Raw genomic sequence first — 21,483 nt, 5'->3', positions numbered from 1 at the left:
GAGTGGCGCAGGCGGTGTTAGCCGCGGATAAGCGGATCTCGCTTATCCGCGTTTAGCACCGCCTCCGCTGGAGTTGGGCCCCGTCCCGGGTGAACGCCCCGGATGAGAAGGAACGACAGAGGAGGAACGACCCATGCGCATACGACAACTGCGCGCGCTGGGCCCGGCACTGGGGCTCACACTGGGGCTCGCACTGGCACTGGCCGGCTGCGGCGCGGCCCCCGCGGACGACGGGATCGCCAGCGCGGGCGGCGCCAGGCCGGGCACGGCGGGCGGCGCGACGGCCAGGCCGTCGGCGTCGGCCACGGTTGACCGCCAGGAGGCCCAGCTCAAGTTCGCCCAGTGCATGCGCGAGCACGGAGTGGACGTGCCCGACCCCGGTCCCGACGGCCGCGTCCGAATCATGGGCAAGAAGGGCGACGAGGCCTCGATGCAGAAGGCCATGCAGGCCTGCCAGCACTTCATGAAGGACGCGGTCGGCGACAAGCTCGGCGGCGACGACCCCGAGGCGCGCGACCGGATGGTCAAGTTCGCCCAGTGCATGCGCGAGCACGGCATCGACATCGCCGACCCGGCCCCCGGGCAGGGGATCCAGATCAAGCTCAAGCCGGGCCAGGAGAAGGCGATGGAAGAGGCGCAGAAGGCCTGCGAGGAGTTCGCGCCGGGGAGGAAGCCGTGAGGAAGGGCCTGGTGATCGCGGGCGCCGGCGTCCTCGCTCTGGCCGCCGCGGGAACGGCCGTCGCCGTGGCGGGCGGCGACGGCGCAGGCGCGGCCGAGCCCTCCCCGCCCCCGGTCCCCGCCACCGCGTCGATCACCCGTCAGGACCTCGTCGACACCAAGACCGTGGAGGGGTCGCTGACCTACTCCGGCGAGCGGCAGGTGAGCACCGACGCCTCCGGCACCGTGACCTGGGCCCCCGCCGAGGGCGCGGTCGTCCGGCGCGGCCGTCCGCTGCTCAGGGTCGACCGCAGGCCGGTGGTCCTCATGTACGGATCACTGCCGATGTACCGCCCGCTGCGACAGGGCGTCGACGACGGCCCGGACGTCGAGCAGCTCGAACGCAACCTCAAGGTCCTCGGCTACGGCGACGACCTGACCGTGGACGACCACTTCAGCTACGCCACCTACGTGGCCGTCAAGGAGTGGCAGGACGACGCCGGGCTGCCCGAGACCGGGCAGGTGGACGCCTCCCAGGTGATCTTCCTGCCCGCCGCCGCCCGGGTGACCGACGCCAAGGTCGAGGTCGGCGACAGGACCACGCCCGGACGTCCGGCCCTCACCGTGTCGGGCGTACGGCGGCTGGTGCACGTCGACCTGTCCACAGACGACCAAACGCTGGCCAGGAAGGGCGCCAAGGTCACCGTGGAACTGCCCGGCGGCGAGCGGGTCACCGGGAAGATCACCGCGGTCGGCACGGTGGCCGAGGCCGTCTCCTCCGGGCAGGGCCAGGACGAGGGCAGCACCATCGACGTCGACATCACCCTGAGCAAGACCCCGAAGACCCGCCTCGACAAGGCCCCGGTCGAGGTGGAGCTGGTCAGCGAGCGGCGCGAGAACGTGCTGGCCGTGCCCGTGGAGGCGCTGCTGGCCCTGCGCGAGGGCGGCTTCGGCGTCGAGGTGGCCGAGGGCGCGTCCACCCGCGTGGTCCCGGTCGAGCTCGGCGCCTTCGGCAGCGGCATGGTCGAGATCACCGGCGCCGGGCTCGCCGAGGGCATGAAGGTCGGGGTGCCCGCCACATGAGCATCCAGCAGCCCGAGGAGCCCTACGTCGTGGAGCTACGCGAGGTGACCAAGGTGTACGGCGGCGGCGTGCGGGCCCTGCGCGGCGTGGACCTGCTGGTCGGACGCGGCGAACTGGTCGCCATCGCCGGGCCGTCCGGCTCCGGGAAGTCGACCCTGCTGCACCTGATCGGGACCCTGGACCGGCCCACCACGGGCACCGTACGGATCGCCGGGCACGACGTGGCCGGGCTTTCCGACCGCGAGCTGTCCGCGTTGCGCGCCCGCCACCTGGGCTTCGTCTTCCAGCAGTTCCACCTCGCGCCCGGAGTGAGCGCGCTGGACAACGTCGCCGACGGTCTGCTCTACACCGGCACGCCGCTGCGGGCGCGGCGGGAACGCGCCGCCGCCGCGCTGGAGCGGGTGGGCCTCGGCCACCGGCTGGGCCACCGCCCCAACCAGTTGTCCGGCGGCGAGCAGCAGCGGGTGGCGGTGGCCCGCGCCGTGGCGGGCGACCCGCCGCTGCTGCTGGCCGACGAGCCGACCGGCAACCTGGACTCCGCGGCGGGCGCCGAGGTGCTGGGGGTCCTGCGCGACCTGCACGCCGCCGGCACCACGATCGCGGTCATCACCCACGACCCCGAGATCGCCGAATGGTGCCCCCGGCAGGTGCGCGTACGCGACGGCAACGTCGTCGCCGACGCCGGGGCGGGCACCGGACGCCGCCCACCCGGGCCCAACCCCAAGCGCACCCCTGAAACGGCGCCGAACGCCGAAACCGCGGGGGCGGCGAAGGGAGCACCACGATGACCCGTCAGCGGCTGACCCCCGCCAGGCTCGGGCCGTCCGACGTCCTGCGGACCGGCGCGGCCGGGCTGCGCACCCGCCCCGCGCGGGTGGTCCTGTCCGCGCTGGGCATCGCCATCGGCATCGCCACCATGATCGCGGTGCTGGGCATCTCGTCCTCCTCCCGCGAGCAGTTGCTGCGCCAGCTCGACCGGCTCGGCACCAACCTGCTCACCGTCGCGCCGGGGCAGACGGTGTTCGGCGAGGAGGCCAAGTTGCCGGTCGAGGCGCTCGGCATGGTCCGGCGCATCGGGCCGGTCCGCACGGCCTCGGCCACCGGCACGGTCGACACCACGATCCGGCGCACCGACCGCATCCCCAAGGCCGTGACCGGCGGCATCGCCGTCCAGGCCACGACCGCCGACCTGCTCACCACCCTGGAGGGCCGGGTGGTCAAGGGGGCCTGGCTGAACGCCGCCACCGAGGCGCGTCCCGCCGTCGTGCTGGGCGCCAAGGCCGCCGAACGGCTCGGCATCTCCAGAACCGGCGTACAGGTCTGGATGGGCGAACGGTGGTTCACCGTCGTCGGGGTCCTCGGCCCGATGCCGCTCGCCCCGGAGATCGAGCGCTCGGCGCTCGTCGGGTTCCCTGCCGCAGAGAAGTACCTGGGCTTCGACGGCCACCCGACGACCGTCTACGAGCGGTCCGCGGAGGAGTCGGTGGAGGCCGTGCGGGCCGTGCTGCCGCGCACGGTCAACCCGGAGAACCCGGAGGAGGTCACGGTCAGCAGGCCCTCCGACGCGCTGGCGGCCCGGGCGGCGGCCGCGAGCGCGTTCACCAACCTGCTGCTCGGCCTCGGCGCGGTCGCGCTGCTGGTCGGCGGGGTCGGCGTGGCCAACACGATGGTGATCTCGGTGCTGGAGCGGCGCAAGGAGATCGGCCTGCGCCGCTCGCTGGGCGCCACCCGCGGGCAGGTGCGCCTGCAGTTCCTCGCCGAGTCGCTGCTGCTGTCGGCGCTCGGCGGGATCGTGGGCGCGGCGCTCGGCGGCCTGGCCACCGCAGGCTACGCGCTGTCGCGTGACTGGCCGCCGGTGGTCCCGGCCTGGGCGTTCGCGGGCGCCGTCGGCGCCACGCTCGTCATCGGCACCCTCGCCGGCCTCTATCCGGCGATGCGCGCGGCCCGCCTGTCGCCGACGGTCGCGCTGGCCACCACCTGACGGGTCATCTCCAGCCGGCCGGATCGACGCCGCCCGGCACCGGGGCCGCCGGGTCGTACGGCTCACGCGTGAAGATGAACGTGTTGAGGTCGAGGTGGGTCACCCCGCCGGGGGAGCGGACCACCCGCAGGGTCTCCCCGGCGTAGTAGCCGTCGAGCCCCACCCAGGTGCCGTCGGCCCGGGCGGCGAACCGGGAGGCGCGGCCCTGCCCGTTCACCGGGGTCAGCGACAGGCCCCGCTGCGGCAGGACCCGGAGCACGTACGCCGTCGGCCCCCAGTACCACGGCCCGGTCAGCGCCAGCAGGTCCTCGTCCACGGGGGAGGGCGACCACTCGGCCGGCAGCGGCGGCTCGTGCTCGGCCAGGATGTCCAGCAGGGCGGTGTCGAGGTTGCGCACGCCCGAGGTGGTGTTGGCCATCCACAGCACCGCCACGCCGTCGGCGGGGTCGGCCCACACGGTGGCGAGGAAGCCGGGCATCGACCCGGTGTGGCCGGCCAGCCGCCGCGGGCCGCCGGGCCCGGTGTGCCGGGTGAGCTGGAGGCCGAGCCCGTAGCCGCGGGTCCAGGTGTCGCCGTCCTCGACGACGGCCGGCTCGCGCATCTCGGCGACCGTGGCCGGGCGCAGCACCTCGCCGGTGTCGCCGCCGATGAAGGCCGCCCACCGGGCCAGGTCGGCGGCCGTGGACCACATCTGCCCTGCGGGGGCCATGGCGGCGTGGTCGTTTTCCGGCTCGGGCAGCAGCGCGTCGGCCCACGGGTGCACGGCGTATCCGGTGGCGTGCGGCGCACGGGGACGCGGGGTGGTGTCGCGCATGCCGAGCGGCTCCAGGACCTCCTCGCGTACGACCTCGTCCCACGGCGCCGACCGCTTGCGCGCGACCAGCTCGCCGAGCAGCGCGAACCCGAGGTTGGAGTAGTGGTAGCGGCGGCCGGGCCGGTGCCGGGCGGACTCGGGGCCGAGCGCGGCGATCAGGTCGCCCACCGGCACACCCGGCGTGCGCTCCCACCACTGGCCGGGCGACTCGGCGGTCAGTCCGCCGCTGTGGGACAGCAGCTGGGCGACCGTGACGTCGCCCAGCGGTGTGCCGGGCACGTGCTTGTCCAGGGGGTCGAGCAGGTCGAGCCGGCCCTCGTCGCGCAGCCGCATGGCGACGGTCGCCACGAGGGTCTTGGTGATGGACCCGATGCGATACTGGGTGTCCCGGGTGGGCGGCTCCCCGCCGACCCGGCCGCGTGCCCCGAACCAGGCGATCTCGCCACCCCGCACGATCGCCGCCACCAGCGACGGCACCCGTGCCTCCGCCTGCTCGGCCGCCAGCCTGCGCAGCAGTGCGCGGGCCGTCCCCTCCAGCACCATTCCGGCGTTCCCCTTTCCGTGATCCGCACCAGGCTAGCGTCCCGCCGCCCACGCGGCCCGGGAGTCGGCCCAGGCAGCGCTTCGTCCCCTGAACGGCGGTGCCGGGACGCGGGCTCTCATCCGCTCAGCCATCGGTCGATCTCGGCGCCGATCCGCGCTTTCGACTCGGCAGGTGCGAAGCTGCCCTCGACCGAGGCACGGGCCAGGTTCGCCAGTTCCGCATCGCTGCATCCGAAGATCTCTCTGGCGCGCTGGTACTCCGCCGCCAGCGACGTCTCCCCGTCAGTGTTCACGGTGACCGTCAGACCGGCCTCGATCAGGCGCGGCAGCGGGTGCTCCGCCAGTGACGGGACCAGTCCGAGCAGGACGTTCGAGGAGGGGCAGACCTCCAGCGGCACTCGGCGTCTCCGCAGTTCGGTCACCAGGTCCGGATCCTCCAGTACGCGGATGCCATGGCCGATCCGCTCCGCCTGCCCCACCGTCAAGGCCTCCCAGACGCTGGCCGGGCCTGCCGTCTCCCCGGCGTGGTGCACCAGGTGCAGCCCCGCCTCGCGGGCGGGCTGGAACACCTCGGCGAACGGCGCCGCCGGGTAGGCCTCGTCTCCCGCGAGGCCGATGCCGATCACCTGGGGGTGCCGGGTGGCCAGCTTGAGGCTGTGCCACAGCCGCTCGACGGGACGGCGGCGGGAGTGGTCGAGGATCACCCGAGTCTGGATGCCGTACCGCTCCGCGCCGGCGGCGAGTCCCTCCAGCACGGCCTCCAGCGGCATGTCCGGATCGCCGAGACGCTCGCCGTGAGCCGCCGCGGTGAAGGTGACCTCCGCGTAGCGAACCCCCTGGGCGGCCTCGTCCTGGCAGAACTCCTCGGCGATGCGACGGAAGTGCTCGTAGTCGCGCAGCAGCGCCCGCACTTCGGCCCGTTGGTCGGCGAACTCCCTGAAATCGGTGAACGGCCGGTCCTGGACCGGCGGCTCGCCTCCCAGCTCGCGGATCGTGGCGGGACGGACGGTGCTTTCCAGGTGGGTGTGCAGATGAGCCTTGGGCAACAGGCGGAGATCTCTCACGGCAGAACCCTAGGCAATCGGCGTGCGCAGCACGCACATGATTTTGACGTGCGGCAACGGCGACCACGCACGGCTGCACTCGGCGCTGACCCGCACGGCCGAGGACGGCGCGCGTCCGGGCGGGAGAGCGCCCGGTCAGCGGGGACGGAGACCGTCGAGGGCGACCTCGATGTACCGCCGCCAATCGCCGGCGGCGTTGCGGATGACCGCCGCCAGGCCGCAGATGATCATGTTGACGTCTTCGGTCGTCACCTCATGCCCGACCGTGCCGCGCGCCTGCGCCCGGTCGATCAGCTCCGCGGCGATGGCGAGCAGCGCCTCTCGGGTCTCTTCCCGCGGTTCGCTCGTGCCCATGGCCTTCTCGACGACCTCCGACATGCCGCGATCGTCCGACAGCACCTCGCCCATGTGGTGCAGGAAACGGGCCAGGCCTTGAGCCGGATCGTCGGCGTCGGTGAGCCGGCGTGCGGCGGCGATGATGTCGGCGGCCCGGTGCTCGGCGATGGCCTCGATCAGGGCCTCCCTGGTCGGGAACTTGCGGTAGAGGGTCCCGATGCCGACGCCCGCCGCCCGTGCGACCTCCGACATCTGCACGTCGTAGCCGGACTCGGCGAACAACGCGCGAGCCGCCTCCAGGACGCGATCTCGATTGCGTTCGGCGTCGCTACGCGTCTTGCGGCGGGCCTGCGGAGTTGACATACCAAACGATCCTCTGCCTAGACTTCGGGGCGGAATACGGATTCCGCATTCCAGATTATGCCTGAGGGGTCGACACATGTCGAAGGAGCGTTTCATCCTGCTCTCGCTGCTCCCGAAGCGGTCGGCAGGGCGTTCCGGACGAGCGCTGCTGGTGTGGGGATTGCTGGTGGTGGCGGCGAACCTACGGCCGAGCTTGACCGGTGTCGGGCCGTTGCTGGATCGTGTGCAGGCCGATCTGGAGCTGGATTCGGCCGTGGCCGGGCTGCTGAGCACGCTGCCCCTGCTGGCGTTCGCGGTGATATCGCCGATGGTTCCGCGACTGGCGGCGCGGTGGGGACCCGAGCGGCTCCTCTGGGGTGCGCTCGTGGTGCTGACCCTCGGGATCGCCATGCGGTGGGCGCCGACGGCGATCGGGCTGTTGGCGGGAACCCTGCTGATCGGGGCGGCGGTCGCTGTGGGCAACGTGCTGCTGCCGAGCCTGATCAAGCGCGAGTTCCCTACCAGAGTGGGCCTGCTGACCAGCGCGTACGCCACGGTGATGGGGGCTGTCGCCGCGGTGGCTTCCGGGGTGGCGGTACCGATGAGCCAGGTCGCCCCTGGTGGTTGGCACACCGCGTTGGGTTGCTGGATCGTGCTCGCGCTGGCGGCTGTCGTGCTGTGGCTGCCGCAGTTGCGCACTTCGCGGCCGACGCGGCCGGCCTCGGAGGCGATTCGCGGACACCGGTTGCCGTGGGGATCGGCGCTGGCGTGGGCGGTCACGGCGTTCATGGGACTGCAGTCGCTCGGCTTCTATGTCGTCGTCACGTGGTTGCCTCAGGTATTCCAGGACAGCGGAGTAAGCGCGGCGGCGGCGGGATGGCTGCTGTTCGTGTTCCAGGCGGTCGCGGTGTCGACCAGCCTGGCGGTGCCCGCCGCGCTGCGGTGGGCACGCGACCAGCGTGCGGTGGCGACGGCGAGCTCGGTGGTCCTGCTCGCCGGCTACCTCGGACTTCTGGTGGTGCCGGGCTGGGCGTTGCTGTGGAGTGTCGTCCTCGGGCTGGGCGGCGGAGCCTGTCTGGTGCTCGCATTGGCCTTCCTCGGCCTGCGCGCCCAGGACGCGACCGTGGCGGGCGCATTGTCGGCGATGGCGCAGTCGATCGGTTACCTGCTGGCGGCCGCAGGACCGGTGATTTTCGGCCTGCTGCACACCATCGGTTCCGGCTGGCAGGCACCGATCATTCTGCTGTGTGTCGCTGCGGCCGGTCAGACGATCGTCGCGATGGTGGCCGGCCGGGGCACGGTGCCGCCGGCCGACGGCCGGGCACCCGACCGCGACGTGGACGTGCACCGGACGGCTCCTTGATTCCGAGCGTGATCCGGCGCCCCAGCGTCCACCTCATCGTCCCAGGAGGAACGGCAGTGACCGTTCGGCCACGATCGGGCCCGCTTTGGGTTCCGTCGGGGACAGATGGCCGAGGCCGTCGATGGTTTCGAGAGTGGCGTCGGGAAGGGTGTCGCGGAGCATGGCGAACTCCGCTCGGTGCTCGGGCTTGGAGCGGCCGCCGACGAGGAGCAGCACGGGGGCGGTGACGTCTTTGAACTCGGCGAGGCGGCCGTACTGGGCGGCGAGCTGCTCGTGCTCGGCCAGGCAGGCTCCCAGAAGGGGCCGCATCCGCTGCCAGGCCTGTCCGCGGAAGGCGATGCGGAAGACCATGCGCAGATACCAGTGCGGCAGTTTGGTCATGAAGTCCGGTGCGCCGCCGGAGCCCTGGATGAAGTGGATGAAAGCGCCGTAGTGGTCGCCGGCGGCCAGCCGTTCGCGGAAGGGGGCCATCCAGGCGGTGGGAACGGGGGAGCAGGGCACTCCGGGCTCGTAGACCGCGATGCGGTCGAACAGCGGGAAGGAGCGTGCGGTCTCCAGGACGACCAGTCCGCCGTAGCTGTGCCCGAAGGCCAGGCGCGCCCCGGTCGCGGCCTGGACGGCGCGTAGGTCCTCCACTTCCTTGGCCAGGGAATACTCGGGTCCCTGGGGGCCGCTGGCGCCGCGTCCGCGCCGGTCGACGACGTGCACGGTGAAGGAGCGGGCCAGTGTGGCGGCGGGCGGCAGGTAGTCGTCCGAGGTGCGAAGGTTGCCGCCGATCACGATGAGAGCGGGGCCCGTGCCCAGCGTCTGGTAGCCGATCACGGTGCCGTCGGCCGAGACGGCCGTGCCCTGGCGTAAGGGCGGGGTGTCGATGTTCCTGCTCACTTGCCCGCCTCCCGCTCCAGCCGGTCGAAGGTGGCCAGCAGCCGCGCGGTGTGCTCGGCGTACTCGGCGTACGGCACGCCGCTCTCGGCGACGACCGAGGCCAGCCGGTCTTCGAACTCCTGCCGGATCGAGGTCACCCGCCGCTTTCCCGCGTCGGTGAGGCTCAGCCGCCGGCGGTTGCCCCCGGCGGGGTCGGGCTGGACGTCGAGAAGGCCGTCGGCGGCCAGGACGCCGGTCATGCGGCTCACCGACGGCTCGGTCACGCCGAGGTATTCGGCGAGGGTCCGCTGCGTCGATGCTCCCAGCTCTCCCACCAGGGTCAGCGCCAGGAACCGGCTGTAGGAGATGCCGTGCTCGGCCCGGAGAATCCGGTCGGCTGCCCGGTCCAGCCGGGCGGTGAGAACGTGCAGGTTGAGGCTGAGGTTTTGCTCCATGCCAGTAACTTAGCATCCTAACTTAGCCAAGGCAATATGCTGGCGACGGCGACTGTCGGTGCGGCGCGGCCGCGCCGAGGAGCAGACCGGCGGCGGGCGTGGCGCGCTGGTACGGCTTTTCGCGCGAGATCGAATCTCGTCGGCCACACTGAGTCCATGGAATACGTCGGCCGGGTGCCCGCGCCGCCGCTCGACCGGTTCATCGATGACATCTACTGCCTGACCGGGGTGCCGCGACACCGCCGGATGAACGTCCCCCCGATGCCGTCGGCACACCTGTTCGTCAACCTGGGCGGACCTGCCCGCCTGTGGGATTCCGACCCTTCGGTGCCGCCGGAAGTGTTCACCGATGGCTGGTTCATGGGCGTATGGACCAGGCGTTTCCTCTTCGAGTACCCCACACGGGTGCGGCTCGTCGGGGTGCACTTCAAGCCGTGGGGGATGTCACCGTTCGTCGACGTGCCGGCGACAGAGCTGCGAGACCGGTGGGTGCCGGTCGACGCTGTCTGGCGACGATCGGTGGACCGGATTCGCAACCGGCTCGGCGACATCGCCTCGGCCGGCGAGACGCTGCGGGTAGTGGAGGAGGAGCTGCGATCGCGATTTGCCGAGGCATCGTCGCGCGGTCTCGACCTGGTCCGGCACACAAGCGGGCGTCTGGAGACCTCTCACGGCGCCGTCCCGGTCGGTGCGCTGGCCGATGCGGCCGGGGTGAGCGGCAATCACCTGGCCACACAGTTCAAGTCTCATGTCGGGGTCACCCCGAAGCGGGTGGCGCGGATCTACCGCTTCGCGCGGCTGATCCTGTCCGTGGACGCCCTGCGTCCGGTCGACTGGTCGGAGCTCGCCCAAACGGCGGGCTACTTCGACCAGGCCCACTTCAGCAGGGAGTTCAAGGACTTCACCGGCCACACCCCGACGGAATACCTGGCCCTGCGGCGCCGATTCCCCGCCGAGCCGGGGTTCCCGCCGGACAGCGGTCCGATGCCCGCCGATTGATTTTTTACAAGCCTGCTCGCCCCCAGGGCGGCCAAGATCGGGGTGAATGCGCAAGGCGACCCGAGGAGAACCGGTGGGCACAGTGATCATGCACAACGCGGTGTCGGTGGACGGGTTCATCGCCGACGAGAACGACGACGTCGGGCCACTCCACGATTGGTACTTCAAGGGGGACACTCCGATCACAGAAGGCGGCGACCAGCAGTACGACCATTCCGGCGTCGGAAGCGGCTTCAAGCTCTCCCGTGCATCGGCGGAGTACGTCCGGCCGATATGGGAGGCGATCGGCGCGATCGTGATGGGCCGCAACCTGTTCGACCTCGTGAACGGCTGGGAGGGCCGGCCGCCCGCGGGTGACCACGTGATCGTGGTGTCCCACCGGCCCAAGCCCGAGGGCTGGCACCCCGAGGCGTCGTACCACTTCGTCGACGACGTGACGGCTGCGATCGACAAGGCCCAGGAGCTCGCCGGGGAGCGGATCGTCAGCGTGAACGCCGGCGAAGTGGGCAGCCAGATCCTCGCGGCCGGTCTCGTGGACGAGGTGGCGATGGACGTGGTGCCGGTGGTGTTCGGGTCGGGCAAACGCTACTTCGGCGGCATCGACGGGCAGCATCTGCTGGAGGATCCCCACGTGGTCATCCAGGGCGACGGCGTGCTGCACCTGAGGTTCAGGGTGCGCCGCTAGCCGCGCCTCCAGGCGGGGTTCAGCCGGATCTCGATGTCGTCGCACGCCGTCTCCGGCGCCGGCTCGGCGACGACGCGGACCTGTATCGAACGGCCGGTGCCGGCCTCGACGAACGACAGGGGCGGGCGGCCGTCCTGCAGGTGCTTGTCGCCCCACTGCATCAGCGACAGGAACACCGGCAGCAGGTCCTCACCGGCCTCGGTCAGCCGGTATTCGTCGCGGGCCCGGCTCCCCGGCTCCCGATAGACGACGGGCGCGACGACACCCGCGGCCTTCAGCTGTTTGAGTGCCCGCGACACCGCGGGCGCCGAGGCCCCGATCCGCGTCACGAAGTCGTCGAACCTTGTTGTGCCATAGAAGCATTCGCGGACCACCAGGAACACCGTCTTGGTGCTGAGCAGGTCCAGCACACGTCCCGCCGAGCATCCGTCGCCGATCGACCACGCATCCCGGTCGGACAGCCGTTCCTCGAACTTCATCGCCACCCCGCCATTGTAGCTAACGCTTGCGTTAGTCAGCATGGTGTGATGCAATCTCGCTAACGAGGTCGTTACTCAGGGGGAGATGTCATGGTCGCGGTGGCGGGCAGGGTGGTTGTGGTGACCGGGGGCCGGCGTGGACTCGGCGCTGCGCTGGTCGACGAGGTGCTGGCGCGCGGGGCGCGAAAGGTGTACTCGACCGCGCGCTCGGCGTACATCGACGACCGTCCGGGGGTGGTCGCCGCCGAGCTGGAGGTCCGCTCGGCGGCGTCGGTCGCCGCCCTCGCGGAGGTCGCCGCCGACGCCGAGATCGTGTTCAACAACGCCGGGATCCTGCTGCCGGCCCCGCTGCTGACGGGTGACTTCGAGCGCGCCACCGTGACGTTCGACGTCAACGTCTTCGGGCCACTGCGGATGGCGCGGGCGTTCGCACCGATCCTGGCCGCGAACGGCGGGGGCGCATTGGTCAACATGCACTCCGTGCTGTCCTGGCTGGCCGGCAGCGGCGCCTACGGGGCGTCCAAGGCGGCGGCGTGGTCCCTCACGAACTCGCTCCGGCTCGAACTGGCGCGCCAGAACACCCAGGTCGTCGGTGTGCACGCAGGGTTCATCGACACCGAGATGGTCTCCGCCGTCGAGCTGCCGAAGGCGACGCCGGCCGACGTGGCCGCGCGGATCGTCGACGGCCTGGAGTCCGGGGCCACGGAGGTGCTCGCCGACGACGTCACAGTCGCCGCCAAGGCGGCGCTGTCCGGCCCCGTGGAGGGCCTGACCTTCTCGGCCGCCCGTTGAGATCGCATCTCAGCACTCAAGGAGTACCGAACCGCCATGCCACTGTGGACCATTCATCACACGCCCGGAATCTTCACCGATGAGGAGAAGCACCAGCTCGCCTCCCGTATCGCCGACCACTACGAACAGGTCGGGCTGCCGCGGTTCTACGTGGTCACGCTGTTCCACCAGACCCGGCCCGAGGATTTCTACGTCGGTGGGGAGCCCACCCCGGCCGGGGTCCGCATCGCCATCGACCACATCGCCCGCAGCAACCCCGATCGGGAGAGCCGGCGCCGCACCGCCCGGTGGATCAGGGGCATGCTGCAGCCCCACCTCGAAGGGCACGCAGCGCTGCACTGGGAGTTCCACATCGACGAGACCAGTGACGACCTCTGGATGATCAACGGGATCGCGCCGCCCCCGGCAGGCTCCGACGCCGAGAAGCGCTGGGCTGCGAGCAACTCGGCGTCCCCCTACTGACCGCGCCGCCGCTACGTCGCTTCGGCCGGTGAGCGACCGCGCGCCCCCACGCCGGTGACGAGGCGGTGAAAGGGGCGCGCAGTGCGCTCGTCAGGGATTCATCTGGATTCGATCCGGCCCAGCGGGTCGCCGGCCTGCGCCAGAGTGGCACGCGCCGCCGGCCAGGTGGAATCCCCGAGGCCGAGCGCGGTGCGAAGGTAGGCCCACGTGAGCCGCCGGACGAGGGCGACCCGCTCGGGGTTCTCGTCCGTCGTCTCCGTGACGTTGTATCCGGAGATCCCGCCGAGCGAGTGTTCCGCCCCGAAAAGCGTGAGCAGGCTCTTGCCGCCGGGGCTCAAGAAGTACGCGTCGGTGAACCAGTCGGGCCCCCGGACCGACAACAGGGACTGGTCGCGATCTCCCGCGACCACGAGAGCCGGTGTGGTCATCTCCGCGAAGCCCGGGTTCATGAACGGGAAGTGCTCGGCGGCGAACGGAGTCAGGTCCGCTCCGCCCGTGCCGGGGAGCGCGAGCAGCACACCCGCCTTGATCCGCGGGTCGGACATGTCATCTCCCGGCTCGCCCGCGGAATCGAGGACCCGCGCGCCCAGGAGCATGCTCGCCGTCTGGGCGCCCCAGGAGTGTCCGGCCACGGCGACGCGGCTTCGGTCGAGACGCCCGCCGAGGCCGGGAACGGCGGCCTCGACGAACTCCAGCCCGTCGAGGACGCGCTTCAGGTCCTCGACGCGGAAACGCCAGATCAGCGGCGTACGGGGGTCGTCGGGAGCAAGGTTCAGCGTCCTCGAGTCGAGATGGGTGGGCTGAAGCACCGCGAAGCCGTGGGCGGTCCAGAAGTCGACCAGCGGGCCGTAGCCGTCCATCGACTCCCCGAAGCCGTGCGAGAAGACGATGACCGGCAGCTCGTCTCCGGTCGCCGGCGCGGACACGCGTACGCGCAGATCCTCGCCACGGCCGGGGGCCGGCAGCACCACCGGCTTCACCGAGATGACCGGAGTGGGCGCGCCGATGGTCACGTCCGTGGTCGCCACACCTGCGTCGTTCATGGGTTGGTCTTCCTCTCAGTTGTTTCGCGAGGTGATGAGTTCGTCGGTGACCCACCGGGCGACGCCGGCGGGGTAGGGCGACGGCAGTCCGAGGACGATGTGCCGGAAGCCGGCGTCGATCGCCTCGCCGATCGCGTCCCGGGTGGGGCCGGGCCGGTCGTAGGAGACGGGCAGGTGGATGGAGCGGGTGATGGAGGCGGGGTCGCGGCCGATCTCGGCGCAGTAGCGGTCCAGCAACGCGCTGCGGCGGACGACGTCGTCGATGTCGCCGCCGGGGATGTTCCACAGGTCGGCGTGCTCGGCGACCACGCGCAGCGTCGGGGACGAGCGTCCGCCGATGAGGATCGGCGGATGGGGGCGCTGGACGGGTTTGGGGTTGCAGAACGCTCCGGTGAGCCGGACGTGGGTGCCGTGGAAGTCGAACGGTTCGGTGTCGGTCCACAACCGCCGGATCACCGTGCAGGCTTCGGCGAGGCTTCCCACAGCGTGCGCGGCGTCGTGGAAGGGCAGGCCGTGTGCCTCGTACTCACGCCGGGCCAGAGGGTGGCCGGGCCGTGAGCCGACGCCGATGCCGAAGTCGAGGCGTCCGCCGCAGATCTCGTCGACGGTCGCGGCGATCTTGGCGAGCATCGCGGGCGGCCGGAACCGGTTGCTGGTCACCAGCACGCCGAGCCGCAGTCGCCGGGTCTGCGCGGCGAGGGCCGCGAGCAGCGTCCAGCCTTCGTAGGCCGGCCCGTCCGGGTCTCCGCCGATCGGCATGAGGTGGTCGAAGAGCCACGCGTGCTCGATCTCCGGGATCGAGTCCGCCTCGCGCCAGACCCGCAGGACGTCGTGGTAGGCGACCTGTTGCGGGGCGGTCATGATCCCGAAACTGGGGCGGAGGGAGTGCGGCATTGGGATCGTCGATCCTTTCGACACCGGCAGCGCCGGAGTGGGGTGCGCCACCGGCGTTCAACCGGGAGGGGAATGGGGGATGCGTGGTGGCGTCGCATGGCTTGGTCGCCGGCCCGCTGATCTGGCATGATGAGCAACCGGGACCGTGTTCCGTTTTGACGATACGGAACCATGTCCCGTTTAGCAAGTCCGGTGACGGAGGGAGCCGCGCGATGAACGACAGCGACCGGGGTGCGGGGCGGGCGGCCCGGCCCAAACGGGCGGACGCACGGCGCAACGAGAAGACCCTGCTCGACGCGGCCGCCGCGGTCTTCGTCGCCTCAGGCGTGGACGCGCCCGTACGCGACATCGCGGCCAAGGCCGGCGTCGGGACGGCGACGATCTACCGCCACTTCCCGACGCGAGCGGATCTCATCATCGCCGTCTACCGGCACCAGGTCGAGGCCTGCGCCGAGGCCGGACCAGCCCTGCTGGAGACCAGCGCGACCCCCTACGCCGCGCTGGAGCGATGGATCGGCCTCTTCGTCGACTTCCTGGTCACCAAGCACGGACTCGCCGCCGTGCTGCGGTCGGACGACGCCGGCTTCGACGCCCTGCACGCCTACTTCCTCGACCGTCTCGTGCCCGTGTGCACCCGGCTGCTCGACGCCGCGGCCGCCGCCGGCGAGATCCGCTCCGACATCCCGGCCATCGAACTCATGCGCGGCGTGGGGAACCTCTGCATCGGCGCCGAGCACGATCCCCACTACGACGCACGCCGGCTGGCCGGACTGCTCATCGCAGGACTGCGCCTGCCGCGCTAGGGAGTGCCCGAACGCCGGGTGCGGTGTCCATCCCCGGCGGCGCCGGTTCCGGTCAGGCGGGTCCCGCCATGTGGGAGACAATGCGACCCATGACGAATCCTCCCGGAGGCGCCGCGGGCAGGCCGCCCGGCGTGCAGCTCGACGCCGTGCTGGAGCGGATCACCTACGCCAACGAGGAGACCGGCTACACGATCGCCAGGGTCGCCACCGAACGGTCCGGCACCGAGCTGCTGACCGTCGTCGGTCCGCTGCTCGGGGCGCAGGTGGGCGAGTCGCTGCGGCTCACCGGCCGCTGGGGCTCCCACCCCAAGTACGGCAGGCAGTTCGAGGTCTGGTCGTACTCCACCGTCCTGCCGGCGACGATCCAGGGCATCCAGCGCTACCTGGGCTCCGGGCTGATCAAGGGCATCGGCCCGAAGATGGCCGAGCGGATCGTGGACCACTTCGGCACCGACACGCTGCGGGTCATCGAGGAGGAGCCCAAGCGCCTGGTCGAGGTCCCCGGCCTCGGGCCCAAGCGGACCAAGTTGATCGCCGCCGCCTGGGAGGAACAGAAGATCATCAAGGAGGTGATGATCTTCCTGCAGGGCGTCGGGGTGTCCACCTCCATCGCCGTGCGCATCTTCAAGCAGTACGGCGAGGACTCCATCGACGTGGTCCGCAAGGAGCCCTACCGGCTCGCCGACGACGTGTGGGGCATCGGGTTCAAGACGGCAGACACCATCGCGCAGGCCGTGGGCATCCCGCACGACAGTCCCGAGCGGGTCAAGGCCGGCCTGCGCTACACGCTCTCGCAGGCCGCCGACGACGGCCACTGCTTCCTGCCCGCCCCCAACCTGGTCGCCGACGCCGTCAAGATCCTTGAGGTGCCGCCCGACCTGACCACCACCTGCCTCGAAGAGCTCGTCGCCGAGGAGGGCGTGGTCCGCGAGGAGGTCCCGGCCAGGGGGAACGGCGAGAACGGCCAAGGCGAGGAGAACGGCGACAGCACCGTCCCCGCGATCTACCTCGTCCCGTTCCACCGCGCCGAGCTGTCGCTGGCCGGCACGCTGCGCACCCTGCTGACCTCCGGCCACGACCGGCTCGGGGCGTTCACGGACGTGGACTGGCCGGCCGCCTTCGACTGGCTGCGCGGCCGGACCGGCGCCGACCTCGCGCCCGAGCAGGCCCAGGCCGTACGGCTCGCGCTGACGGAGAAGGTCGCCGTCCTGACGGGCGGCCCCGGCTGCGGCAAGAGCTTCACCGTGCGCTCGGTGGTGACCCTCGCCCGTGCGAAGCGGGCCAAGGTCATCCTCGCCGCCCCGACCGGCCGGGCGGCCAAGCGGCTGGCGGAGCTGACCGGCCACGAGGCCACCACCGTGCACCGGCTGCTCCAGCTGCGCCCCGGCGGGGACGCCACCTTCGACCGCGACAATCCCCTCGACGCCGACCTGGTCGTGGTGGACGAGGCGTCCATGCTCGACCTGCTGCTGGCCAACAAGCTCGCCAAGGCGGTCGCCCCGGGCGCGCACCTGCTGTTCGTCGGCGACGTCGACCAGCTTCCCTCGGTCGGCGCGGGAGAGGTGCTGCGCGACCTGCTGGCCGCCCCCGGCATCCCCCGGGTGCGGCTGACGCAGATCTTCCGCCAGGCGCAGGAGTCCGGCGTGGTCGTCAACGCCCACCGCGTCAACACCGGCCAGCACCCCCTGGTCCGGGAGTTCCCCGACTTCTTCCTGTTCTCCTGCGAGGAACCCGAGGAGATCGCCGCCCTGACCGTGGACGTGGTCGCCCGGCGCATTCCCAGGAAGTTCGGGCTCAACCCGCGCAGGGACGTACAGGTGCTGGCGCCCATGCACCGCGGCCCGGCCGGCGCGGGAGCGCTCAACATCGCCCTGCAGGAGGCGCTGACCCCCGCCCGCGAGGGCATGCCGGAACGCCGGTACGGCGGGCGGGTCTTCCGCGTCGGCGACAAGGTGACCCAGCTGCGCAACAACTACGACAAGGGCGCGGCCGGGGTGTTCAACGGCACGGTCGGCGTCGTCACCGCCATCACCCCAGAGGAGAGCAAGCTGACCGTGCTGACCGACGAGGACGAGAACGTCGACTACTCCTTCGACGAGCTCGACGAACTCGCCCACGCCTACGCGGTCAGCATCCATCGCTCCCAGGGCAGCGAGTATCCGGCCGTGGTCATCCCGCTGGCCACCAGCGCCTGGATGATGCTGCAGCGCAACCTGCTCTACACCGCCATCACCCGGGCCAAGAAGCTCGTGGTCATCGTCGGGTCGCGGCGGGCGCTCGGCCAGGCCGTGCGCACGCGGGGGGCGGGCCGCCGCCACACCGGGCTGACCCACCGCCTCCGCATGCCCTGATCTTTCATGTCCTGGCCGGCGCGCCCGCCCCTGCCATCCGTCGTCAGTACTTGGAGACGTAGGTCACGAACGACGGCTGGTCGACCTTGGTGGTGCCCTTGTAGCAGACCACGTCACGCACGTAGACATCCGAACCCGAGGTCGTCCACAGCGTGAGCAGGTTGCAGTACTCCGGCCCGGGACCGTACGCCGTCACCTGGACATTGTTGGGCGTCGCCCCGACCCTGGGGAAGTACACCAGGCGCATGCCGGTCCCGGCCGTCCGCACAGTGTTGACCCCGCTCTGGGAGTTGTAGTTGATCCCGGTGGGGACCGGCGCGTACGGCCCGGGGTTGGCCGGGGTGTTGTCGAAGGTGTAGGCGAACAGCTTCGGCGGCGCGAACGCCCCGGTAATCGCCCGCTCACGCTGGTAGGTGAGGGTCCAGCCGGTGTCGTACGGCTTGTCGGCCACATCGTGGCACAGCACCTGGATCTTCTGCCCCGACGCCGCCCAGCTCCAGGCGCCCACCTTGCACCGCGCCGGCTTGCTCGAGTCGACCGCGGTGACCTGGATGTTCCCAGCCTGCACGGCGGAGCCGAGCCCGGGCAGCCAGACGGTCCAGTCGCCGGTCGTGTTGGGGAAGACGGCGTTCACGCCGAGCGAGGAGTTGTAGTCGGAGGCGATGGACGTGCCGTCCCAGTAGACGTAGCCGTACGCCTGCGTCGCCGAGGCCAGCGCCCCGCTGCTGCTGGCGAAGACGATCGAGAAGCGCGCGTTGACGGGGGTTCCGCCGAACCGGTAGCACCGCACCGCCACGATCTCGTCGGAGCCGGCCTGCCCCCACTTCTCGATCTGGCACCACTCGGCCGACTGCGAGATCGCGGTCACGTGCGCGATCCCGCCCTTGGGGATGCCGATCTTCGGGAATCGCACGAAGTACTCGCCGGAGCCGCCGGGCGTGACGCTGACCGTCGGCCCGGGCGCCCAGCTGCCCGCCTGGTAGGCCAGGTTCGGCACCCCGGAGGTGACGTCGACGTAGGCGAACCCCCATACGTCGGGAACCGCCGCGTTCGCGGCCCCCGCCCCGGCGGTGGCGCCCGCGGCGACCAACGCACACAACAACAGTAATCGAGTGACCACGGTTCGTAACAGGCGCATGCCGTCCTCCATCGCGGTGGTGCCCAGCGGGCGTACGAGATGTCGACGCCGGGGCGGGCCCGGCGCGTGGTGCCCAGTCGTGGAGCCGTGGAACGTTCTAGAGGGGCGCGGGGATCACAATCGCCCTCCCGCCCTGTGATAACCCGCGCGCCGATCGTTGAGAAGGCCCAAAGGCCCACACGCCGCGCATCGCACATTTAGGCGTGAAACGTTCATCTTTCGACGGATGCCGAAGGATCTCGGCCCTAGCCTGCCGGGGAGGCGATGACCACCCAGGGAAGGGGGGGAAGGGGGCCGCCTCCGCGCGCCCCCGGCCACCGATGACAGCAGATCCGCCCACCGGAGAAGACCGGCGGCTCACCCGGCACGCGGACGTGCGCGCCGTGCTCGCCGATCCCCGCTTTCTCGTCCCCGCCGCCCCCGCAGCGCAACCGGGAACGGGAATGGCGTGGCTGCGGGGAGCGGTCAGCAGGTTCGGCAACGGAGCCGAGCACGCCCGCCGTCGCGCGCGCGTGATGGGGTTGCTCGACGCCCTCGACCCCATAGGGCTGCGCCGCGAGGCCCGCGAGCGGACCGGCGCCGAACTGGCGGGCGGCGCCCGTGTGGACCTGATGGCCAGGATCGCCCGCCGCGTCCCGGTCGGTGTCCTCGCCACGCGGCTCGGCGTCCCGGAGGACCGGCGGGAGGAGGTGGTCGCCGCGGTGACGGCCATGGCCGCGGCGTATCACGCTCCCGGTGCGGCGCCCGCGGGGGACGCGGCGGTGGGCGTGCTGGCGGCGGCGCTGGGCCAAGGGGAGGAGCCCGAACCCGGCCTGCTCGCCGCGGTGGCGGGGGCGCTGGTCCAGGCGTGCGACGCCACCGCCGGCCTGGTGGGTAACACCCTCGCCGTCGTGGCCCGCCTGCCCGCCGACCTGTCCGTGCGGTGGCCGGTCGAGGCGCTGATCGCCGAGACCCTGCGGTGGGATCCGCCCGTACGGCTCACGCGCCGGGTGGCGGCCGAGGACGCCACGGCCGGGGGAGTCCCCGTGCCCGCGGGGGCCGTCCTCGTGCTGGACCTGGCGGCGGCCAACAGGGACCCCGACGTCTTCCCCGATCCGCACCGTTTCGACCCTGCCCGTTTCCGGCAGGGCCACCGCGGGGGCGGCGGGCATCTGGGTTTCGGCAGCGGGATCAGGCCCTGCCCGGGGGAACGGACCGCGCTCGCCTTGACGGCGGGCGTCGTGGAGGCCGCTCTCGGGCATCGCCTCGCCGACCCCGAGATCCCGTACGAGCCGTCGCCGAACCTGCGGGTGCCCGCCCGCCTCCACCTTGAGTGCGCCGAGACAACGGGAGGACCCCGATGAGCATCCACGCCACGACGTTCCGGGCTCTGCATCATGCACGGCGGCCGCTGGTGCTGCCCAACGCCTGGGACCACGCGTCGGCGGCCGTCCTGGCCGCCGCCGGGTTCGCCGCGATCGGGACCACGAGCCTCGGCGTCGCCGCGGCGGCGGGCAAACCCGACGCGACCGGCGACACCGCGGCGGAGACGCTGGCGCTGGCCCGGCGGCTGGCCGGGCTGCCGTGCCCGGTGTCGGTGGACATCGAGGGCGGCTTCGCGGACACACCGGAGGGCGTGGCCGAGATCGCCGCCGAACTGGTCGCCCTCGGCGTGGCCGGCGTCAACATCGAGGACGGCCGGCCGGACGGGACGCTGGCGGACCTCGGCGAGCGATGCGAGACGATCGCGGCGGTCAAGGCGCGGGCGCCGGAGCTGTTCGTCAACGCCCGCACCGACACCTACTGGCTGGAGGCCGGGGACCTGGGCACGACGACCGCCAGGCTGCGGGCCTTCGCCGAGGCCGGGGCCGACGGGGTGTTCGTCCCCGGGGTCGCCGCCGACGACGATGTGCGGGCGCTGGTGGACGCGGTCGATCTGCCGCTCAACGTGCTGTTCCTGCCCGGCCGCCACACGGTCGCGGGTCTGGCCGCGCTCGGCGTCCGCCGGATCAGCACCGGGTCGCTGCTGCTGCGGGCCGCCCTGCACGCGGTGGCCGAGACCGCCCGGGCGGTCGCCACAGGCGGGCAGATCCCCGCGGGCCTTCCGTCGTACACGGACGTGGAGGCCCTCGTCACAGCGGGTGCTGACTCGCCACTTGATCAGCCTTGACGCGCACCTTACCGTCTACAGAGACGAGTCCACCGAAGAAGCGACCGAAATGTGACCTGAGCGCAGGAGAAAATGCCAACATAAGAGGCAACCCCGAATAAGGTCTTATGGTGCCCTTCGCGCTCATGGGGGAGTAGTTGTGCTGAGCACTGGAAGTCGTTCGAGGTGGCCGATCGCCGGAGTCGC

General features: G+C 71.7%; 22 protein-coding genes. 13 read left to right on the top strand and 9 right to left on the bottom strand.

The genetic code is table 11. The features are described from left to right. The first annotated feature begins 133 nt into the window (after positions 1 to 133). Genes HHX35_RS23945 through HHX35_RS23930 form a run of 4 tightly spaced genes read left to right on the top strand, consistent with a single transcriptional unit; the run spans position 134 to position 3,721 of the window. Positions 134 to 679, top strand: coding sequence for a hypothetical protein (locus HHX35_RS23945; RefSeq protein ID WP_182900973.1), 546 nt, complete (start codon positions 134 to 136; stop codon positions 677 to 679). Further along, on the top strand, positions 676 to 1,740 hold the full coding sequence (locus tag HHX35_RS23940; RefSeq protein WP_310739264.1) for a peptidoglycan-binding protein: 1,065 nt from the start codon (positions 676 to 678) through the stop codon (positions 1,738 to 1,740). The genes HHX35_RS23945 and HHX35_RS23940 overlap by 4 nt, the downstream gene beginning before the upstream one ends. Further along, positions 1,737 to 2,528 (top strand): ABC transporter ATP-binding protein, encoded by a 792-nt coding sequence (locus tag HHX35_RS23935; protein WP_182900972.1) that lies wholly within the window; start codon positions 1,737 to 1,739, stop codon positions 2,526 to 2,528. The genes HHX35_RS23940 and HHX35_RS23935 overlap by 4 nt, the downstream gene beginning before the upstream one ends. Beyond that, positions 2,525 to 3,721 carry an ABC transporter permease gene (locus HHX35_RS23930; RefSeq protein ID WP_182900971.1) on the top strand — a complete coding sequence of 399 codons (1,197 nt, stop codon included), beginning with the start codon at positions 2,525 to 2,527 and terminating at the stop codon, positions 3,719 to 3,721. Before HHX35_RS23935 ends, HHX35_RS23930 begins: the two co-directional genes overlap by 4 nt. Positions 3,722 to 3,725: 4 nt before the next feature. Here HHX35_RS23930 and HHX35_RS23925 read toward each other — a convergent pair whose 3' ends face one another. The 3 genes from HHX35_RS23925 to HHX35_RS23915 form a co-directional block, all read right to left on the bottom strand. Beyond that, entirely contained in the window at positions 3,726 to 5,078 is a 1,353-nt protein-coding gene (locus tag HHX35_RS23925) for a serine hydrolase (protein WP_182900970.1), read from the bottom strand. A gap of 116 nt (positions 5,079 to 5,194) precedes the next feature. Then, entirely contained in the window at positions 5,195 to 6,142 is a 948-nt protein-coding gene (gene add, locus HHX35_RS23920) for an adenosine deaminase (protein ID WP_182900969.1), read from the bottom strand. Positions 6,143 to 6,277: 135 nt separating this feature from the next. Then, a complete protein-coding gene (locus HHX35_RS23915) occupies positions 6,278 to 6,841 on the bottom strand; it encodes a TetR/AcrR family transcriptional regulator (RefSeq protein ID WP_182900968.1) in 564 nt (187 codons plus the stop codon). A 76-nt stretch (positions 6,842 to 6,917) separates the two neighbouring features. Between HHX35_RS23915 and HHX35_RS23910 the strand changes: the two genes are divergently transcribed. Beyond that, positions 6,918 to 8,183, top strand: coding sequence for an MFS transporter (locus tag HHX35_RS23910; protein ID WP_182900967.1), 1,266 nt, complete (start codon positions 6,918 to 6,920; stop codon positions 8,181 to 8,183). A 33-nt stretch (positions 8,184 to 8,216) separates the two neighbouring features. Here HHX35_RS23910 and HHX35_RS23905 read toward each other — a convergent pair whose 3' ends face one another. Next, on the bottom strand, positions 8,217 to 9,068 hold the full coding sequence (locus tag HHX35_RS23905) for an alpha/beta fold hydrolase (protein WP_182900966.1): 852 nt from the start codon (positions 9,066 to 9,068) through the stop codon (positions 8,217 to 8,219). Further along, complete coding sequence (locus tag HHX35_RS23900) at positions 9,065 to 9,502, bottom strand: MarR family winged helix-turn-helix transcriptional regulator (RefSeq protein ID WP_182900965.1); 438 nt, start codon at positions 9,500 to 9,502, stop codon at positions 9,065 to 9,067. The genes HHX35_RS23905 and HHX35_RS23900 overlap by 4 nt, the downstream gene beginning before the upstream one ends. Positions 9,503 to 9,538: 36 nt before the next feature. Here HHX35_RS23900 and HHX35_RS23895 point away from each other — a divergent pair, with 36 nt between their 5' ends. Both HHX35_RS23895 and HHX35_RS23890 read left to right on the top strand, forming a co-directional pair. Further along, positions 9,539 to 10,501 carry a helix-turn-helix domain-containing protein gene (locus tag HHX35_RS23895; RefSeq protein WP_220505775.1) on the top strand — a complete coding sequence of 321 codons (963 nt, stop codon included), beginning with the start codon at positions 9,539 to 9,541 and terminating at the stop codon, positions 10,499 to 10,501. Between the two features lie 73 nt (positions 10,502 to 10,574). Further along, the gene (locus tag HHX35_RS23890; protein WP_182900964.1) at positions 10,575 to 11,186 is read left to right on the top strand and encodes a dihydrofolate reductase family protein; all 612 of its coding nucleotides are present in this window, start codon (positions 10,575 to 10,577) and stop codon (positions 11,184 to 11,186) included. Here HHX35_RS23890 and HHX35_RS23885 read toward each other — a convergent pair. Continuing rightward, a complete protein-coding gene (locus HHX35_RS23885) occupies positions 11,183 to 11,665 on the bottom strand; it encodes a helix-turn-helix domain-containing protein (RefSeq protein WP_259405348.1) in 483 nt (160 codons plus the stop codon). The genes HHX35_RS23890 and HHX35_RS23885 overlap by 4 nt on opposite strands. A 90-nt stretch (positions 11,666 to 11,755) precedes the next feature. On the opposite strand from HHX35_RS23885, the gene HHX35_RS23880 reads away from it, so the two are divergent. Together HHX35_RS23880 and HHX35_RS23875 are read left to right on the top strand one after the other, a co-directional pair. Next, a complete protein-coding gene (locus tag HHX35_RS23880) occupies positions 11,756 to 12,457 on the top strand; it encodes an SDR family oxidoreductase (RefSeq protein WP_182900962.1) in 702 nt (233 codons plus the stop codon). 36 nt (positions 12,458 to 12,493) lie between these two features. Continuing rightward, positions 12,494 to 12,919 (top strand): tautomerase family protein, encoded by a 426-nt coding sequence (locus tag HHX35_RS23875; protein WP_182900961.1) that lies wholly within the window; start codon positions 12,494 to 12,496, stop codon positions 12,917 to 12,919. 98 nt (positions 12,920 to 13,017) lie between these two features. Here HHX35_RS23875 and HHX35_RS23870 read toward each other — a convergent pair whose 3' ends face one another. Further along, the gene (locus tag HHX35_RS23870) at positions 13,018 to 13,962 is read right to left on the bottom strand and encodes a chlorophyllase/cutinase-like alpha/beta fold protein (RefSeq protein WP_220505774.1); all 945 of its coding nucleotides are present in this window, start codon (positions 13,960 to 13,962) and stop codon (positions 13,018 to 13,020) included. A gap of 15 nt (positions 13,963 to 13,977) precedes the next feature. After that, positions 13,978 to 14,823, bottom strand: coding sequence for an LLM class flavin-dependent oxidoreductase (locus tag HHX35_RS23865; protein ID WP_259405312.1), 846 nt, complete (start codon positions 14,821 to 14,823; stop codon positions 13,978 to 13,980). A 245-nt stretch (positions 14,824 to 15,068) separates the two neighbouring features. Between HHX35_RS23865 and HHX35_RS23860 the strand changes: the two genes are divergently transcribed. Together HHX35_RS23860 and HHX35_RS23855 are read left to right on the top strand one after the other, a co-directional pair. Next, complete coding sequence (locus tag HHX35_RS23860; protein WP_182900959.1) at positions 15,069 to 15,659, top strand: TetR/AcrR family transcriptional regulator; 591 nt, start codon at positions 15,069 to 15,071, stop codon at positions 15,657 to 15,659. Between the two features lie 89 nt (positions 15,660 to 15,748). After that, positions 15,749 to 18,010 carry an ATP-dependent RecD-like DNA helicase gene (locus HHX35_RS23855; protein WP_182900958.1) on the top strand — a complete coding sequence of 754 codons (2,262 nt, stop codon included), beginning with the start codon at positions 15,749 to 15,751 and terminating at the stop codon, positions 18,008 to 18,010. 43 nt (positions 18,011 to 18,053) lie between these two features. Here the strand turns inward: HHX35_RS23855 and HHX35_RS23850 are convergent, their stop codons facing one another. Continuing rightward, the gene (locus HHX35_RS23850) at positions 18,054 to 19,148 is read right to left on the bottom strand and encodes a hypothetical protein (RefSeq protein ID WP_182900957.1); all 1,095 of its coding nucleotides are present in this window, start codon (positions 19,146 to 19,148) and stop codon (positions 18,054 to 18,056) included. Positions 19,149 to 19,468: 320 nt separating this feature from the next. Here HHX35_RS23850 and HHX35_RS23845 point away from each other — a divergent pair, with 320 nt between their 5' ends. Both HHX35_RS23845 and HHX35_RS23840 read left to right on the top strand, forming a co-directional pair. After that, on the top strand, positions 19,469 to 20,491 hold the full coding sequence (locus HHX35_RS23845; protein ID WP_182900956.1) for a cytochrome P450: 1,023 nt from the start codon (positions 19,469 to 19,471) through the stop codon (positions 20,489 to 20,491). After that, positions 20,488 to 21,297, top strand: coding sequence for an isocitrate lyase/phosphoenolpyruvate mutase family protein (locus tag HHX35_RS23840; protein WP_182900955.1), 810 nt, complete (start codon positions 20,488 to 20,490; stop codon positions 21,295 to 21,297). The genes HHX35_RS23845 and HHX35_RS23840 overlap by 4 nt, the downstream gene beginning before the upstream one ends. Positions 21,298 to 21,483 lie beyond the last annotated feature (186 nt).

This window comes from Microbispora sp. H10830, assembly GCF_014161375.1.
Taxonomy (GTDB): domain Bacteria; phylum Actinomycetota; class Actinomycetes; order Streptosporangiales; family Streptosporangiaceae; genus Microbispora; species Microbispora catharanthi.
This window is presented reverse-complemented; position numbering and strand designations above follow the sequence as displayed.

Bases quoted from the DNA above. Each gene is read 5' to 3' on its own strand.
- HHX35_RS23945 (WP_182900973.1), top strand. From the start codon at position 134: ATGCGCATACGACAACTGCGCGCGCTGGGCCCGGCACTGGGGCTCACA.
- HHX35_RS23935 (WP_182900972.1), top strand. From the start codon at position 1,737: ATGAGCATCCAGCAGCCCGAGGAGCCCTACGTCGTGGAGCTACGCGAG.
- HHX35_RS23930 (WP_182900971.1), top strand. From the start codon at position 2,525: ATGACCCGTCAGCGGCTGACCCCCGCCAGGCTCGGGCCGTCCGACGTC.
- HHX35_RS23925 (WP_182900970.1), bottom strand. From the start codon at position 5,078: ATGGTGCTGGAGGGGACGGCCCGCGCACTGCTGCGCAGGCTGGCGGCC.
- HHX35_RS23915 (WP_182900968.1), bottom strand. From the start codon at position 6,841: ATGTCAACTCCGCAGGCCCGCCGCAAGACGCGTAGCGACGCCGAACGC.
- HHX35_RS23910 (WP_182900967.1), top strand. From the start codon at position 6,918: ATGTCGAAGGAGCGTTTCATCCTGCTCTCGCTGCTCCCGAAGCGGTCG.
- HHX35_RS23900 (WP_182900965.1), bottom strand. From the start codon at position 9,502: ATGGAGCAAAACCTCAGCCTCAACCTGCACGTTCTCACCGCCCGGCTG.
- HHX35_RS23895 (WP_220505775.1), top strand. From the start codon at position 9,539: ATGCTGGCGACGGCGACTGTCGGTGCGGCGCGGCCGCGCCGAGGAGCA.
- HHX35_RS23885 (WP_259405348.1), bottom strand. From the start codon at position 11,665: ATGAAGTTCGAGGAACGGCTGTCCGACCGGGATGCGTGGTCGATCGGC.
- HHX35_RS23880 (WP_182900962.1), top strand. From the start codon at position 11,756: ATGGTCGCGGTGGCGGGCAGGGTGGTTGTGGTGACCGGGGGCCGGCGT.
- HHX35_RS23875 (WP_182900961.1), top strand. From the start codon at position 12,494: ATGCCACTGTGGACCATTCATCACACGCCCGGAATCTTCACCGATGAG.
- HHX35_RS23870 (WP_220505774.1), bottom strand. From the start codon at position 13,962: ATGAACGACGCAGGTGTGGCGACCACGGACGTGACCATCGGCGCGCCC.
- HHX35_RS23865 (WP_259405312.1), bottom strand. From the start codon at position 14,823: ATGACCGCCCCGCAACAGGTCGCCTACCACGACGTCCTGCGGGTCTGG.
- HHX35_RS23860 (WP_182900959.1), top strand. From the start codon at position 15,069: ATGAACGACAGCGACCGGGGTGCGGGGCGGGCGGCCCGGCCCAAACGG.
- HHX35_RS23855 (WP_182900958.1), top strand. From the start codon at position 15,749: ATGACGAATCCTCCCGGAGGCGCCGCGGGCAGGCCGCCCGGCGTGCAG.
- HHX35_RS23850 (WP_182900957.1), bottom strand. From the start codon at position 19,148: ATGCGCCTGTTACGAACCGTGGTCACTCGATTACTGTTGTTGTGTGCG.
- HHX35_RS23845 (WP_182900956.1), top strand. From the start codon at position 19,469: ATGACAGCAGATCCGCCCACCGGAGAAGACCGGCGGCTCACCCGGCAC.
- HHX35_RS23840 (WP_182900955.1), top strand. From the start codon at position 20,488: ATGAGCATCCACGCCACGACGTTCCGGGCTCTGCATCATGCACGGCGG.